This is a genomic window from Lysinibacillus sp. BPa_S21, assembly GCF_023337795.1.
In the GTDB taxonomy this organism is placed as follows: domain Bacteria; phylum Bacillota; class Bacilli; order Bacillales_A; family Planococcaceae; genus Lysinibacillus.
Genome location: NZ_JALIRS010000019.1, coordinates 14,715 through 29,756, shown reverse-complemented (window position 1 = coordinate 29,756; position 15,042 = coordinate 14,715). Strand labels below are relative to the sequence as shown.

Genomic DNA, 15,042 nt, shown 5'->3' with positions numbered 1-15,042 from the left:
AAACGTATACATTTGTCATTAAACTATTTAACTGCAATATAAATATCGACCTGCGCTTCTTGAGGGTTGGCACATCGTTCATCATACATTTCAAAGTCACCTGTGTATGTTCGCTCTACACCTGAGCTTGCGAACCAAGCCCAGACATCCTGCCATGCTTTTACAACAACTTCTTCAAATGGACCTTTGTCAGAAGTAAACACTAAGTATTTAGCAGCTGGCACCGTTTTAACGACCATACCCTCAGGAATTTCGTCAGTAGCTAATACTTCTAATCCAAGTGTAATGGCATACTCTCCGTTAACATCTGTTTCATAATCAGAATACAAGCCATACGTTACTTGATTTACTGCATTAGCTACCTGTCCTACAACATTTTGCTGATAAAAATTCGACCATAATTGTGGGATTTTTGCTTGAGCAGTCATTTCATTCGCATTGCTTGTTCGCGCTGAAATTCCTACGATTTGAAATGATTCTTTATTCATCACAACAGGTTCTGGTATATCATGCTTTCTCCATCTCTTTAAGCTTGGTAAAAAAGACGTCAACATTTGGCGTGCTTCCTCTTCCGCCATGCCATCTTCCTTTAAATGTGGTACACAAAAATCGATCATTTCTTCAACTGTTAGATTTGGCTGTTTGAACTCTCCTACTTCATAACAATACGTGCAATAGTCCTCACTTTTGTATCCTTCTTTTTCTGTACCAAGTAATGCCTCATCCACTAATGGCATTCCACAGCTTTGACAATAACTTTGCATCATTAAATCCACCCTTCGTCCTATTTGTTATGACTATAACAAAGGAAACCTGACATCTGTATGTCATCAATTGAAAGAAGTTACATTTCTTTATACAACTCTACAATTTCCTGGGCTCGCTTTACTACAATCTCACGTATATGGAGAGGTTCTAAAACTTTTAAACGATGACCAAAGCTAAGAAGAAAACCATAAAGCCATTCATCCTCAGGTAATGCAATGTTAATAGTTAAATTCTCATTATCTACATGCTCGGCCCCAAATGATTCTTCTACTAATGTCGTGATGGCAGAATCGAAAGATAACATAAGGTTTACTACATTTTGAGGGTGATGCCACTCTTTATCCCATGGGAGTTCAGATAAGTTGACTTCCCTGCGCTGAAACGTCATCATCTCTTCTTGTATATCCTTCATTCTTGAAATTTTAAATAAGCGAAAATCTCCCCTCAATGTGCAAAAGCCATAAACATACCAAACTTTCCCCTTTTGTACTAAAGTATGCGGCTCTAATAATCGTCTTGTTATATGACCATGTGTAGTAGAATACGTAAAGCTTACACACTGCTCGCGTTCAATTGCCTTCTTTAATAAAGTAATTTGTTCCTTGAAAATAACATTTGGCCCCCAAGGACTAAGGTCAATAAACAGTTGGTCAATCGATTGTTTTACTTCCTCACCCGCAACACCTGTTAATTTTTCAAGTACCGCTTCAGCATGTGAATCCTCGTATGTTGTTAATGCACTTTTAATGGCAATAGAAAGTGACGTAAGCTCGTCCTTCGTTAGCACCTGCTTATCCACACGGTAGCCATCAATCAAACTAATCCCACCATGAACCCCCTGCTGGCTAATAACAGGAACCCCTGCACAGCTCAACGTTTCAATATCTCGATAAATAGTACGAACGGATACATTAAATAAATCGGCAAGCTCCTGGGCTGTCACCTTTTTACGATTTATTAAAATCATTGTCATCGTTAAAAGACGCTCTAATTTCATAATTGTACTCCTTTACGATAAATTCTATTTGTCCTATGCAAATTGCGTATTAATTAATTCTCTTTCTATTTTAAGTATTTTTTGAGTTTTATTTAAGTCAATATATGCTATAAAACAAAAACTTCTGTAGCTGACGCTCCGCTTTCGCTACAAAAAAATCGCTGCAAGAAGTTAAAATAAATGAAAATATCATTCATTAAAAAACGACGGGCTACTACAATTTGTAGGAACTCGCCGTTTTACTTATTTTTTATATTTATACACTGCTACCCTCTGTCAGCCCGTGCTTCACTGCATAAAGAGCCGCCTGTGTTCGATCCTGTACTTGTAGCTTGGTGAAAATATTAGAAATATGAGTTTTCACTGTTTTTTCTGTAACGAATAAAGAGGATGCAATCTCTCGATTACTTTTCCCTTTTGTAAGCTCCGCAAGCACATCCTGTTCACGAGGTGTTAGTGGATTTAACACATGAGGTGCATTTTCTGATTCTTGACGGTCCATTTCAAGAGTCGTTGTTGCTTCTGGATGTAATGTATTTTCGCCTCTCATAATACGACGAATGGACAATACCAGCTCATCAGGTTCAATATCTTTCAACTGATAGCCTGCAGCTCCTGCCTCCATTGCAGGCACTACATGATCACGGTCTGAGAAGCTTGTCAGCATTAGAATTTCTATTTGCGGAAACTTCGCTTTAATGCGCTTCGTTGCCTGAATCCCGTCCATTTCAGGCATTACCAAGTCCATGAGTATAATATCTGGCTGTATACTTTCTGCTAAAGCTACTGCCTCAAGTCCATTTTTCGCTTCTCCTACAACTTCAATATCTTTCTGTGTTTTTAAGAAAAATAATAATCCACGACGCACTACATGATGGTCATCTGCGATTAAAACACGTATCATACTCTTCCCCCCTAATACGGCAAGCGGATTAACAGCTCAGTTCCTTTGCCAATTTCACTAACCCAGTCAGCTTTGCCACCAACTGATTTTGCACGATCCTTTATGGATTGTAAGCCTATCGAAAGTAGCTTCGTGTTATGATCGATGACGAAGCCTCGTCCCTCATCACGAATAACAAGTAAAATATCTGTAGAAGTAACCGTAATATAAAGAGCAGCCTCCAGCACACCCGCATGACGACGAACATTATTAAGTGCTTCTTGGGCTACTCGAAATAATGTCTCTTCGATACGTGATGGGAATTGCAGTACACCAGAGACCGTTACATGAAGCTTTAAGCCAAGCATTTCAGCATATACTTTAATCGCCTCAAGTAAACCATTTTCTAATCCTTTGGGGCGTAGCTGCCAAATGAGAGCACGCATTTCTGTTAAAGCATCCTGCGTTAAGTGCTGAATCTCCTTAAACGTTTCCTTCACATCACTATCGTTTGTCATTTCAATGCCAGCTCTCGCCGTTAATGTAACCGAAAAAAGTAACTGATTCACGGAGTCATGTAAATCTCTTGCTAAGCGATTGCGCTCCTTCACAAGTGCCATTTCCTGCTCCTGCTTCGTCAGTAAAATACGCTTAATGGCTGATCCCATCTGAAATGCAACCGATTCAAGTAATGCTAGCTCTTCCTCGGAAAAACGCACTGTATCCTTCGATGCAACATTTAAGACACCAAAACGCTCTTGTCCAGATTGCAGAGGTACTGTCGCATGATGTGTAATACCTTCGTGATCGCCAACATTTGCTGCAATCGCACTTTCAATACGTTGACATTCAATAATATTTGAGGCTTTTTTTAATTCCTCATTACGATAGCGAGAAACACACCAGCAGCCTCCCTTTTTTAAATAATGGCAATTTTTATGCTCTAGTGCCTCAGGTAAATTGACATGGACAACAACCTCTGACCGCCCTTTTTCATCGATAAAAAAAATCCAGCCTGTTTCAAAATTTGTGCCATTTAAAAATTTCTCAAGTGCTCCCTGTAACATGGACACCATTTCAGTCTCTTCGTTTAATAACTCTGCAATCTCTTTTAAAATACCAATATTGGAATGATCATTCTCCCTCACAAAAACACCTCTTCTTTGGCATTACTAATTCAATGATAACATTTCAAAGTCTGGAACGTGTGCCTAAGCCATTCATACTTTCGACTGAAATTTTTCATAAAAACATACCCTATTTTGCTTCATCACCAAAAGTTGTGGATGACTTTTGTTAAAACGTTTACTATGTAATAAGTTGATTGGAGTGGAGACTGGGCGACTCCTTGGGGATTAGCGATAGGGGAACGAAGGCTAAAACCATCACATCCTGTGATAACGCCTTCGTGACCAACATCGGTGCTGCTGCCGCTACGTTGCACTACGCTTTCGCGCAAAAGACATCTGTTGGCCCGAGACCCTGGAGCGAGCAACGCGAGTGAAGCGGCTCATCGGACGCCCCCAGGAAGCTTTGCTCTGCGCGAAAGCGAAGCGTCAGCGGCAAATGTTTTCTGTGCGAAAGCGAAGCGGCAGCAACAAAGCGCCCAGTGAACGGAAATCAACCACACGTTTTGGTGATAACCCCTTATTTTGGGTAAGTTGATTTACATATAAAACTAGAACATCTATAATCGAACAAGTACATGGTTATACTAAGGAGAGAATTTATATGTCTAAAAAAGTAGAGAATGGCTTATTATTTATTTGGATTGTCTCTGCCGTTGCAACATTGGGTTCCTTATACTTTTCTGACATCCGTCATTATGAACCTTGTAAAATGTGTTGGTTCCAACGAATTTTCATGTATCCAATAGTCATTATGACAACGATTGCCTTTATTCAAAAAAATGCACGTATTGCTGTAACAACCGCTGTTTTTGCCATTATGGGAGGCAGTATATCACTTTACCATTATGGTATTCAAAAGCTTAGTTTTTTAGCTGATACTGCTCCTTCTTGTGGAATGGTTTCGTGTACTGGTCAATATATTAACTGGTTTGGTTTTATCACAATCCCATTTTTAGCGCTAACTGCATTTATTTTAATTGCAGGGGCAAGCTTTTATGTAATGAAGGCTGCTAAAACAGCAAATTAATTACGAGACCGTGTTCTACAAATGGAATACGGTCTTTTCTACGGAGGAAGAATTATGTTTCACTATGAAATAAATACGGATAATTTAACAGTCGAGGACCTATTACGCAATCAATGGCGACTCGGTAAAAAGTTAGTCCATGAATTACGAATGGCGAAGGCTATCACAACAATTGATGGAGAGCCTATCCAGTGGAATGATCCACTACAGGTTGGGACAGTAATAAAATTTACATTCCCGATACCGACATCTAATTATCAACCGACACCAGTTTGTGCAATTGATATCGTCTATGAGGATGATCATTGTTTAATCGCTTCTAAACCAAAAGGCATGTCGACGCATCCAAATGATGCACGTGATACCCACACTTGTATGAACCATGTTATGGCACATACTAAAGAGCAAGGCGGTACTTATGCGGAGCATGTCCATCGTTTAGATAAAGGGACACAGGGTTTGTTACTTGTAGCAAAACATCCTTTAGCAAAATCAATCTTTGACCGTATGATTGAGGAAAAAACCATTATTCGAACATACGCTGCAGAGGTCCAAGGGAATTTACATTCTTCCTCTGGTACAATTTCTGAAGCAATCGGTAAAGACCGACATCATGCAACAAGACGTGTCGTTTCAAAAACTGGTCAGCATGCAGTGACACACTATGAAGTTGTAGCTCGCTATAAAAGCTCTTGCGTTGTCCACCTAATTCTTGAAACAGGAAGAACACATCAAATCCGCGTACATTTAGCACATCTTGGGCATCCAATTATAGGTGATACAATGTATGGAGCAAGAGAAACAGCAAGTGGTGATTATGAGCTCCATGCTATTCAATTGGAATTCGAGCACCCATTTTTAAATAAACAAATCGTTGTAAAGGACGAGGAATAATTGTTACCCTGCACTTCCCATTGTTGAATATCTAACAATAGGAAGTGCAGTTTTTTTATATAAGTTGATTGAAGGAATGACTGGCGACATATCAGAAGCCCCAGTAAGCGAAGCGACAGCAACAATTGTTTTATCTGTGCGAAAGCGTAGCGTCAGCAACAAATCGTCCAGCCAGAACGGAAATCACCCCCACTTTATAGAGATGAGAGCAAATACTTTAATCTATTTACTTATTATTCTAAAAAAGTACAAATATATTATTTTACATTTCTTTCATTTATTTTTTACAGTAATTTTAATATACATTTCCATTATTGGTAATGACGATAGATTTCTTTCATGATAGAATTAGATTAAATTGTCAGTCATCTGACTAATATAAGGGGGAATTTATTGATGAAATGGGTTAAAAGTATTGCAGCAACAACTCTAGTTGCTAGTTTACTAGCTACACCTGGTTTTGCCGCACATGCAGCAGAAACGACACCAACAACTTCGAAAGATGGTTTCAAATTAACAGTTCTACACTCAAATGATACGCATTCACACCCTGAGGAAGCTACAAAACGTGCAACAAAAGTTAAAGAACTACGTGCTGCTAATAAAAATTCACTTCTTTTAGATGCAGGTGACGTTTTCTCTGGTACTTTATACTTTAACGAATTTGCTGGAGAAGCGGATATGAAGTTAATGAACTTAATGGGTTATGATGCCATGACTTTTGGAAACCATGAGTTCGATTTAGGATCACGCCCAGAAGGACATGCTGCACTTGCTAAATTCGTTAAGGGTGCAGAGTTTCCATTACTAGGAAGTAACTTAGATTTTTCAAAGGAATCTTTATTTGAAGGGTTACAATTCAAAACAGTCACGAAAGACTTCGAAAACGGTAAAATTTATGACGGTATCATTAAAGAAATCGATGGAGAACAAGTAGGTATTTTCAGCTTAACAACGGAAGAAACACCTTCGATTTCAAGTGTTGCTAACGTTCAATTTGCTAACTATATCGACTCTGCCAAAAAAGCAGTAGCAGAACTTGAAAAACAAGGTGTTAACAAAATTATCGCATTAACACACATCGGCTTCAATGACTCAAAAGAATGGGATAATGACCTATTACTAGCGCAGGCTGTAGAAGGCATTGATGTAATCGTTGGCGGTCATTCCCATACTAAATTAGACAAACCTGTGAAGGCTGAAACATCATTTAAGGACCCTACAATTGTCGTACAAACAGGTCAATATAGTGAAAATTTAGGTGAACTTGACTTAACATTCGACGATAACGGGGCCATTGTCGACTACATTGGTCAATTACATCCTTTAAAGTCTGTAGAAGCTGACGCTGAGGCCGAAGCTATTTTAGCACCATATAAAGAACAAGTTTCAAAAATCAAAAATCAATCAATAGGCAGCACAGCTGTTTCACGACTAAATGGTGATCGTGGCCTTTGGGGCGTGCGTGCTGGAGAAACAAATCTTGGTAACTTAATTACTGATGGTATGCTTGCTGGAGCAAAAAAAATTGATCCTGAAGTACAATTTGCCTTCCAAAATGGTGGAGGTATCCGCTCAAGTATTGACGCTGGAGATATTACTATGGGTGAAGTTTTAGAAGTAATGTCGTTCGGTAATGCACTTGGCATCGTAAAAGTAACAGGTGCTGAAATCTATGATATTGTTGAACAAAGTGTAAAAGAATTTCCGAAAGAAGCTGGCGGCTTCCTACACTTCTCAGGTTTACAAGTAGAATTTGATGGAAAGGCACCTGCTGGTAAACGTGTAAAATCTATTAAATTAAATGGTAAAGAGCTTGATAAAGCAGCCTATTATAAAGGTGCAACAAATACATTTGTTGCTCAAGGACAAGACGGCTATGATACACTGAAAAAAGTTTATGAGGATGGCCGTGTAAGTGAACCTGGTACGATTGACTATGAGATGTTTATCGATCACTTAGTTACACTGAAAAAAGTTGATGCAAAAGTAGAAGGACGTATTATCGCAACCATTCCATTTACTGATATCACAAAAGGTTCGGAAACAGAAGGTTATGTTCGTGACCTTTATTACCGTGATTTAACAAAAGGTACTACTGCAACAACATATTCACCAAACGCAAACTTAACGCGCGCGCAAGCTGCATCATTTATCGCACGTGCCTTGAAACTTGAAGCAAAAGGCCAAGCAACATTCTCTGATATTGCGAATGTAAATCCTGCAACTCAAAAAGAAATTACAGCACTTGCTGAAGCAGGAATTGTAAAAGGTGTGAATGGTAAATTCAATCCTAATACAAAAGTAACTCGTGCTCAACTTGCATTAATGTTTGCTCGTGCATACAATCTACAAAATGATGAGAAAACTGGTTTAAAAGCTGATTTCAGTGATATTTCTAAATACAACGCTGAAACTCAAAATGCTATTGCACTTATGAAAGACTTAAAGATTGTCAGCGGCGTAAACGGCAAATTCATGCCTGGTAACAACGCGACACGTGCACATATGGCAAAAATGCTTTCTAACTACATTCCTTTTGTAAAAGAATCTAAATAATTTATTTAAAAAATCCCGCTTCCTCAAATTTGAGAGCGGGATTTTATAGTGTTAATAAACAAAATGGTCATGAAAATCTTTGTGGACAATTTGGCGAGTGATTTCCGTTCCAAGCTACTCGCTTTTCTGTGGGCGGGCGTCGAGCCGCTTCCTTTGCTAACGGAACGAAGGCTAAGTGCGTCACGTCCTGTGACAATACCTTCGTGACCAACATCGTGTTGTCCTCAGGGTCTCGTCTGTCTCGCTTTCCCGCGGGAAGCTTTGCTCTGCGACGAAAGCGAAGCGTAAGGAGACTCGAGTAGCCTCCCACTCCAATCAATGGTAGCGAAGACCTTTTATAAATTAAATGCATGTCAAAAGTGAACGCTATGATTACTCACCTTAATTGAGCAGAATAGACCTAAACAGAGACGCGATTGTATAGAAGTTGTTACTATTGCGATAATTTAGCATTTAAAAGCATTTGTTGTTGCTGACGCTTTGCTTTCGCACTAAAAATATCTGTTGCTAAAATTTCCGTTTTTATCACTATAGATTAGAGCTATATGCAGAAGATATACACTAAGTGAAATCGTTGATTGGAGTGGAGGCTGGGCGACTCCTTGGGGATCAGCGTCACAGATGAGACCCTGGAGCGAGCAACGCGAGTGAAGCGGCTCATCGGACGCCCCCAGGAAAGCGCCCAGCCGGAACGGAAATCAACCCTCGCTTTGCTGAAAAGCCATACTTTATTTGATATCACACCTTAATTTAATTGACATAATAGTTTTTCAACAACATGAAATCTTGCTTCTCAAATTTGAGAGCGGGATTTCTATTAGAAATTAAATTTAAAGTTATCTGGGTCCTGCCCAAATCGTTGATTGCGATTTAATGCTGCTATTTTATCCATTTGAGCTAGTGTTAGTTCAAAATCAAAGATCTGTGCGTTTTCCTCAATACGACTTGGTATCACAGATTTAGGAATAATAATTGTATCATTTTGTAAATGCCAACGCAGCACTACCTGTGCAGCTGTCTTTCCTATTTCTTGACCAATTTCCGTAATTATTGGATCATCAAGTACTCCACCTCGACCTAATGGAGACCATGCAGTAACAGCAATTCCTTGCTCACTACAAAATGCTCGTAATGCGTCCTGCTGTAAATAAGGATGCACCTCTACTTGATTGACCATTGGTGCAATATTTGCTTTAGCTAATAGCTTTTGTAAATGATGCTCATGGTGATTTGAGACACCTGTTGCACGAATTAATTTTTCATCATATAAACGTTCAATTGCTTTATATGTTTCTTCAAATGTTTCTGGTACTGCCCAATGCGTTAAATATAAATCTAAATAGTCCATATTTAACTTTTTCAATGAAACTTCAAAAGCTCGTAATGTCTCATCATAGCCTTGGTCATTATTCCAAACCTTTGTCGTCACAAAAATATCCTCACGTTTTATGCCTGAGTGACGAATAGCTTCGCCAACTTCAGCCTCATTACCATATAGAGAAGCCGTATCAATTGCTCGGTAGCCAAACTTTAAAGCTTTATCAATAGCTTGCAATGTCTCATCACACTCTGTCATTTTATAAACACCTAAGCCAAAGCGAGGCATTTCCACACCATTTGCTAATGTTTTTGTTGATTGTAAATCCAAGAATAACAACCCCTTTCTTTTCCTAGTTCCATTATACAAAAAATTGGTTTTAAGAAAATAAGGAAAATTTCCAGGGTAATCTCTTACTGATCTTTTGCTTCTTCTTCATAATCATCTACTTGAATAGGGTCTGGAATTCGCTCATCTTCTACGAGCTCTAGACCATCACGCAAATGCTCCATCTGCTTTCCTAAATCCTTTAGATCTTTAAAATTTCTAGCCATTGTACCGTTTTCGATATTTGGAACCTTTTTTTCCATTTTTATCACCTCTCTTATAGTTTTCCCGAAATAGTTATTTCTGAACCATTTCTGACATATTTTATTCCTCTATATCGTTTCATTTTTATAATGGATAGGCTATACTAAAAAGAGATGTCTTTATAAACATGAGGAGGGTTCTTCCATGAGTTTATTATTAATTATTGGTGTAACTGTTGCGTTTTTAACTGCAATTTTCACTGCTGGTTACGAAGGCGACTACAGATCAGACAAATAATACCTCAAGAAAATCACTAAGCATAAATAGATGCTTAGTGATTTTTTTGTAGTAAAACTTGTACGGCAAAGTTGGATCTTTTGCAAAGCGAGTTGTTGATTTCCGTTACAGTTGGGCGCTTTGTTGCTGCCGCTACGCTTTCGCACAGAGCAAAGCTTCCTGGGGGCGTCCGATGAGCCGCTTCACTCGCGCTGCTCGCTCCAGGGTCTCATCTGTGACGCTGATCCCCAAGGAGTCACCCATCCTCCACTTCAATCAACATATTTGCATGACAAATGTTTTAACAAAATGTCGTCCCATATTTCAATGATAGACCAAAATTTATTGGAAATTCCAGCTCATCATTATAAAGTGGGATTGATTTCCGTTACAACTGAGTGCTTTTCTGGGGCGTCCGATTATCCGCTTCGGTTACTTCTCTTATTTTTTGGAACAATATATTTACTTGACAAACTGTACTTTATAAAATAAACTTACTTACATAAAGTAAGTTGATAATTAATGATAACTTAAATTCGGAGGTAATTACGATGCATTTTCATGAAAAACCTAACACATATGTCACAAATGTTGAAATTAAAGTGAGTGATTTACAACGTTCATTAACTTATTATCAGGAGGTAATTGGCTTTAAAGTTTTACAGCAGGAATCACATAGAGTCACTCTAACAGCTGATGGCAAAACAGCTTTACTGACTATCATCCAACCTGAAACAGTAGAAGAAAAAACGAGCTTAACTACTGGACTTTATCACTTTGCAATTTTATTACCTACTCGTCGTGATTTAGCAAATATTATTACTCATTTCCATAACAGTGGCGTGTACTTCGGAGCATCTGACCATGATGTAAGTGAAGCACTTTATTTAAATGATCCTGATAATAATGGTATAGAGGTTTATGCGGATCGCCCTGAAAATGAATGGACTTGGCATTTCGACCAAGTGCATATGGTGACTGAACCTCTTAAAATCCGTTCTATATTAGAGGAAGGCGATGGTAAATGGAATGGCCTACCAGCTAATACGGTTATGGGACATATTCATCTATCTGTTTCTAATTTAGCTGCCGCAGAGGAGTTTTATACAAAAGGGTTAGGATTTGACATTGTCACTCGCTATGGCACACAAGCTTTATTCATCTCAACTGGCCGCTATCATCATCATATCGGTTTAAACACCTGGCACTCTGAAAACGCACCAAAGCTTGGTGAACATCAGGTTGGCTTAAAAACATTTTCATTGCGTCTAGATAATGAAGAGCAAGCAGCAAAAATGAAAGAAAATCTACGTGCAATTGGTGCACCTGTTACTGAAATAGATGGAGGATTCCAAACAGAGGACCCATCTGGTATCGTTGTGTTATTGAAATTTTAAGCGTGATGTGACGTACTATCCGTCAGTTTGAGGATTGTATCCGGCACTTGATGGGTTTCGCGAGATTCTTTCCGGCGCTTGCAGAATTCCTTCACGCCTGACGAAAAAGCAAAAGCAGCTCTCCTCTACGGGAGAACTGCTTTTTTAATGTAATCCTGGATAGCCTTGTTGACGCAACGCTTCATAAATAACAATGGCTGCTGTATTCGATAAATTGAGTGAACGAACATGCTCACTCTGTGGAATTCGTAAACACATATCTCGTCGCTCATATGCAAAATCCTTTGGCAGGCCAGTCGTTTCCTTACCAAACATAAAGTAAATATCACGATCTTTATCACTAAAATCATGTGTCGTAAATGGCTCTTCACTATATGTCTCAATTAAATACACGTCACCATTTTTGGATGCCTCTAAAAAATCCTCTAACGAATCGTGATACACGACATTCACACTATGCCAATAATCTAAGCCTGCACGTTTTAGCATTTTATCGTCTGTGGAAAAGCCAAGAGGACGAATTAAATGTAGTGATGTATTTGTACCAGCACATGTGCGTGCAATATTTCCTGTATTTGCTGGAATTTCTGGTTGATATAAAACGATATGCAATGGCATAACGGTACACTTCCTTAACTAAAAAATTGTAAACCTTTATTAATCTCAACGAGTACTTCCTCGTCTTGCTCTTTTGCATTTGCCTCACGTAATGCAGATTGGGCCTGCTCCCCGCCTATCTTACCTAAAGCCCATGCGGCTGTTCCTCGAATTACAGGTCGTTCATCCTTTTCTAGAAGTGCGACTAAATCTGGTACCGCAGCTTCTTCATTAAAATGTGCAAGTGCCAAAATAGCATTGCGTTGAATTGGCTTTTTCCCCCGCCATGAACCAGAAACATGTCCAAACTTTTCTTTGAATTCACGATTTGAAATCGTTAAAAGTGGTACAAGTAATGGCTTTGCAAGCTCTGGATCAGGCTTAAATTCCTCATGTATCCAGTTAATCTTGCCTTTATTCTTTGGACATACGGTCTGGCATGTATCACAGCCATACAAACGATTACCAATATGGGTACGAAACTCATCAGGTAGCATTCCTTTAGTTTGCGTTAAAAAGGCTATACAACGTTGCGAGTCTAGTTGTCCTCCCTCGATTAACGCGCCTGTTGGACAAACATCTAAACATAAACGGCAATCCCCGCATTCATCCTCCATCGGCTTATCAGGTGCAAAAGGGATATTCGTAATAAGCTCTCCTAAATATACATAAGAACCGAACTCAGGCGTAATAATCGAGCAGTTTTTTCCGCTCCAGCCTATTCCTGCACGTTCTGCAACTGCTCTATCAACAAGTGCACCTGTATCTACCATTGATTCAATACGCGCTCCTTCTATGCGCTCCTCGAGCCAGGCTGATAATAATTTCAAGCGTTCACGTAATGCTTTATGATAATCGACACCCCAGGAAGCACGGCAAAAAATTCCGCGTCTTGCCCCCTTCTTGCCAACAGGTGCATTTTGCATGCGCGACGGATAGGCTACAGCGATTGCCACTATGCTCTCTGCTCCTTCTAACAATTGTAGTGGTTCGGTACGTTTTTCAACATCGCTTTCTTCAAAGCCAGACTGATAGCCAAGTTCTTGCTGACGGCGCAGTCTATTTTTTAATTCTGTAAATGGAGCTGCTGTTGTAAAGCCAATTTTGTCTACACCAATGGACATTGCATACGCCACAAATTCACGTTGTAGGTCATGTATGTTCATTTTATTTCCAACTCCTTACATGATACAATAATAGAAATAGATAAAGTAGGTGATGTTTTATGGAAATTTCAATTAATCAATCTCTATTGACACAACATCCCGAGCTAAAAATCGGCATTATTCATTATACCAAAATTGTCGTTGCAGAATCGCCTCAAATGATTAAAGGCCGTATGCAATTGTATCAGGAAAACCTCTTTTTAGAGATGCAAGATAGTCCTGTAACGCAACGAGAGGGTATCGCAGAGTGGCGACAACTTTGGAAAAAGCTTGGCGCAGATCCGAACCGCTATCGTCATTCGGCAGAAAGCTTAATGCGCCGAATTAGTAAACAAAATTATTTAACACCCCTTCACTCTGGTGTTGATTTAAATAATTTCTTCTCCCTTCAATATGAGATGCCAGTTGGCTTATATGATGTAGCTAAACTACAAGGCAATATAGACATTGCACTTGGCAACGAGGATACTGGCTATGAGGGCTTAAATGGTCGTTTTAATTCATTAAAGAATATCCTTTACAGCTATGATGCTGAAGGGGCATTTGGGTCACCGTTTGTCGATTCTTTACGTACGGCAGTTTCAGAGGAAACGATCGAGGCTCTACATATTTTCTACCTCCGCCCATCATTGTCAGACGAAAATGCACAAGAGCTCCTTGCATCTGCTGGTAAGATGTTTAACCAAGTTCATGGCGGCGATTATAAAATAGCCCTATTAACAAACGCAGTACCATCTACTACATTGTAAAGGACGTGTTTTAAATGATTAATCTTGCAGAAGCCGTTAAGCTAAAAAGTATTTTAGCAAAAAAGGTTCAAGAGCTTGTTAGCGAACTACATCGTAGCGCTTTTGTAACTGTCGAAAAAGGACAAGCGCCTAAAACTAGTAATCGTGCAATGAAAGTAATTGAAGCTGAATTAGCTCAAGTACGTCTCGATGTTCGTACATTAGATCGTTTAGTATATGAAGCCAATATAAAAAACACAGTAGACTTTAAAGGTGAAAAACTGGCATTAGTTGAAGCAATTGAGCTCGCTACACAACTCCGCGCAGATGTCGAGCTGTGCAAAGAGTTTAGCATGCATGAAAAAGAGAGTGTACGCATGGGTTATGGTGAAAATACAATGCTTTATGAAATTGCGATGTATGAGCCAGATGAGTACCGTGAGCGTGCGATTACACTAGAAAAAGATGCCCATAAATTATCGAATCTTATCAATGCAAAGAATTATAGTATTGAAATTAACTTCGATGATTCTCGTTATTTCTAATCTCGGGGCGGTGAGACTCCAAACCGAGTTGGATGTGCTGTTTTCAAAACTAGCTTTTGGAGCTAACTTACACGAAACCAATGACAAGTTACCTGTTATCGTATGACCCATGACTAATAACCAACTATAAGCAATGGCCATACTCAAACACTTGACAATTATTTGAAAACGCCATCCAATAGCTCTCTTACATCTTGTATGTAGGAGAGCTTTTTAGTGCATACGA

14 protein-coding genes are annotated in these 15,042 nt (G+C 39.1%); 6 read left to right on the top strand and 8 right to left on the bottom strand.

The genetic code is table 11. The annotated features are described in order from the left end of the window. Positions 1 to 23: 23 nt before the first annotated feature. The 4 genes from MOK21_RS22125 to MOK21_RS22110 all read right to left on the bottom strand — a co-directional run bounded on the left by MOK21_RS22125 (position 24) and on the right by MOK21_RS22110 (position 3,796). Positions 24 to 767, bottom strand: a complete 744-nt coding sequence (locus tag MOK21_RS22125; protein WP_308221954.1) for an effector binding domain-containing protein — start codon at positions 765 to 767, stop codon at positions 24 to 26. Between the two features lie 77 nt (positions 768 to 844). Continuing rightward, positions 845 to 1,765 carry a helix-turn-helix transcriptional regulator gene (locus MOK21_RS22120; protein ID WP_249076104.1) on the bottom strand — a complete coding sequence of 307 codons (921 nt, stop codon included), beginning with the start codon at positions 1,763 to 1,765 and terminating at the stop codon, positions 845 to 847. 256 nt (positions 1,766 to 2,021) lie between these two features. Then, positions 2,022 to 2,669, bottom strand: coding sequence for a response regulator (locus MOK21_RS22115; protein ID WP_249076103.1), 648 nt, complete (start codon positions 2,667 to 2,669; stop codon positions 2,022 to 2,024). An 11-nt stretch (positions 2,670 to 2,680) separates the two neighbouring features. Beyond that, complete coding sequence (locus MOK21_RS22110; protein WP_249076102.1) at positions 2,681 to 3,796, bottom strand: GAF domain-containing sensor histidine kinase; 1,116 nt, start codon at positions 3,794 to 3,796, stop codon at positions 2,681 to 2,683. Between the two features lie 583 nt (positions 3,797 to 4,379). On the opposite strand from MOK21_RS22110, the gene MOK21_RS22105 reads away from it, so the two are divergent. From MOK21_RS22105 to MOK21_RS22095, 3 genes are all read left to right on the top strand, one after another. Further along, positions 4,380 to 4,805: a disulfide oxidoreductase gene (locus MOK21_RS22105; protein ID WP_249076101.1), complete on the top strand. Its 426-nt coding sequence runs from the start codon at positions 4,380 to 4,382 to the stop codon at positions 4,803 to 4,805. 54 nt (positions 4,806 to 4,859) lie between these two features. Further along, a complete protein-coding gene (locus tag MOK21_RS22100) occupies positions 4,860 to 5,699 on the top strand; it encodes an RluA family pseudouridine synthase (protein ID WP_249076100.1) in 840 nt (279 codons plus the stop codon). 396 nt (positions 5,700 to 6,095) lie between these two features. Next, on the top strand, positions 6,096 to 8,258 hold the full coding sequence (locus MOK21_RS22095; protein ID WP_249076099.1) for a 5'-nucleotidase C-terminal domain-containing protein: 2,163 nt from the start codon (positions 6,096 to 6,098) through the stop codon (positions 8,256 to 8,258). A gap of 817 nt (positions 8,259 to 9,075) precedes the next feature. Here the strand turns inward: MOK21_RS22095 and MOK21_RS22090 are convergent. Both MOK21_RS22090 and MOK21_RS22085 read right to left on the bottom strand, forming a co-directional pair. Further along, positions 9,076 to 9,906: an aldo/keto reductase gene (locus MOK21_RS22090; protein ID WP_283164859.1), complete on the bottom strand. Its 831-nt coding sequence runs from the start codon at positions 9,904 to 9,906 to the stop codon at positions 9,076 to 9,078. Between the two features lie 83 nt (positions 9,907 to 9,989). After that, positions 9,990 to 10,166, bottom strand: a complete 177-nt coding sequence (locus MOK21_RS22085) for a hypothetical protein (RefSeq protein WP_249076098.1) — start codon at positions 10,164 to 10,166, stop codon at positions 9,990 to 9,992. A 768-nt stretch (positions 10,167 to 10,934) separates the two neighbouring features. On the opposite strand from MOK21_RS22085, the gene MOK21_RS22080 reads away from it, so the two are divergent. Continuing rightward, positions 10,935 to 11,780, top strand: coding sequence for a VOC family protein (locus MOK21_RS22080; protein WP_249076097.1), 846 nt, complete (start codon positions 10,935 to 10,937; stop codon positions 11,778 to 11,780). Between the two features lie 144 nt (positions 11,781 to 11,924). On the opposite strand, the gene trmL is transcribed toward MOK21_RS22080, so the two are convergent. Continuing rightward, positions 11,925 to 12,398 (bottom strand): tRNA (uridine(34)/cytosine(34)/5-carboxymethylaminomethyluridine(34)-2'-O)-methyltransferase TrmL, encoded by a 474-nt coding sequence (trmL, locus tag MOK21_RS22075; protein ID WP_053485736.1) that lies wholly within the window; start codon positions 12,396 to 12,398, stop codon positions 11,925 to 11,927. 14 nt (positions 12,399 to 12,412) lie between these two features. Then, on the bottom strand, positions 12,413 to 13,543 hold the full coding sequence (gene queG / locus MOK21_RS22070; protein WP_249076096.1) for a tRNA epoxyqueuosine(34) reductase QueG: 1,131 nt from the start codon (positions 13,541 to 13,543) through the stop codon (positions 12,413 to 12,415). A gap of 59 nt (positions 13,544 to 13,602) precedes the next feature. Between queG and MOK21_RS22065 the strand changes: the two genes are divergently transcribed. After that, positions 13,603 to 14,292, top strand: coding sequence for a B3/B4 domain-containing protein (locus tag MOK21_RS22065; RefSeq protein ID WP_249076095.1), 690 nt, complete (start codon positions 13,603 to 13,605; stop codon positions 14,290 to 14,292). A 14-nt stretch (positions 14,293 to 14,306) separates the two neighbouring features. Further along, positions 14,307 to 14,816 (top strand): hypothetical protein, encoded by a 510-nt coding sequence (locus MOK21_RS22060; RefSeq protein ID WP_249076094.1) that lies wholly within the window; start codon positions 14,307 to 14,309, stop codon positions 14,814 to 14,816. Positions 14,817 to 15,042: the final 226 nt, after the last annotated feature.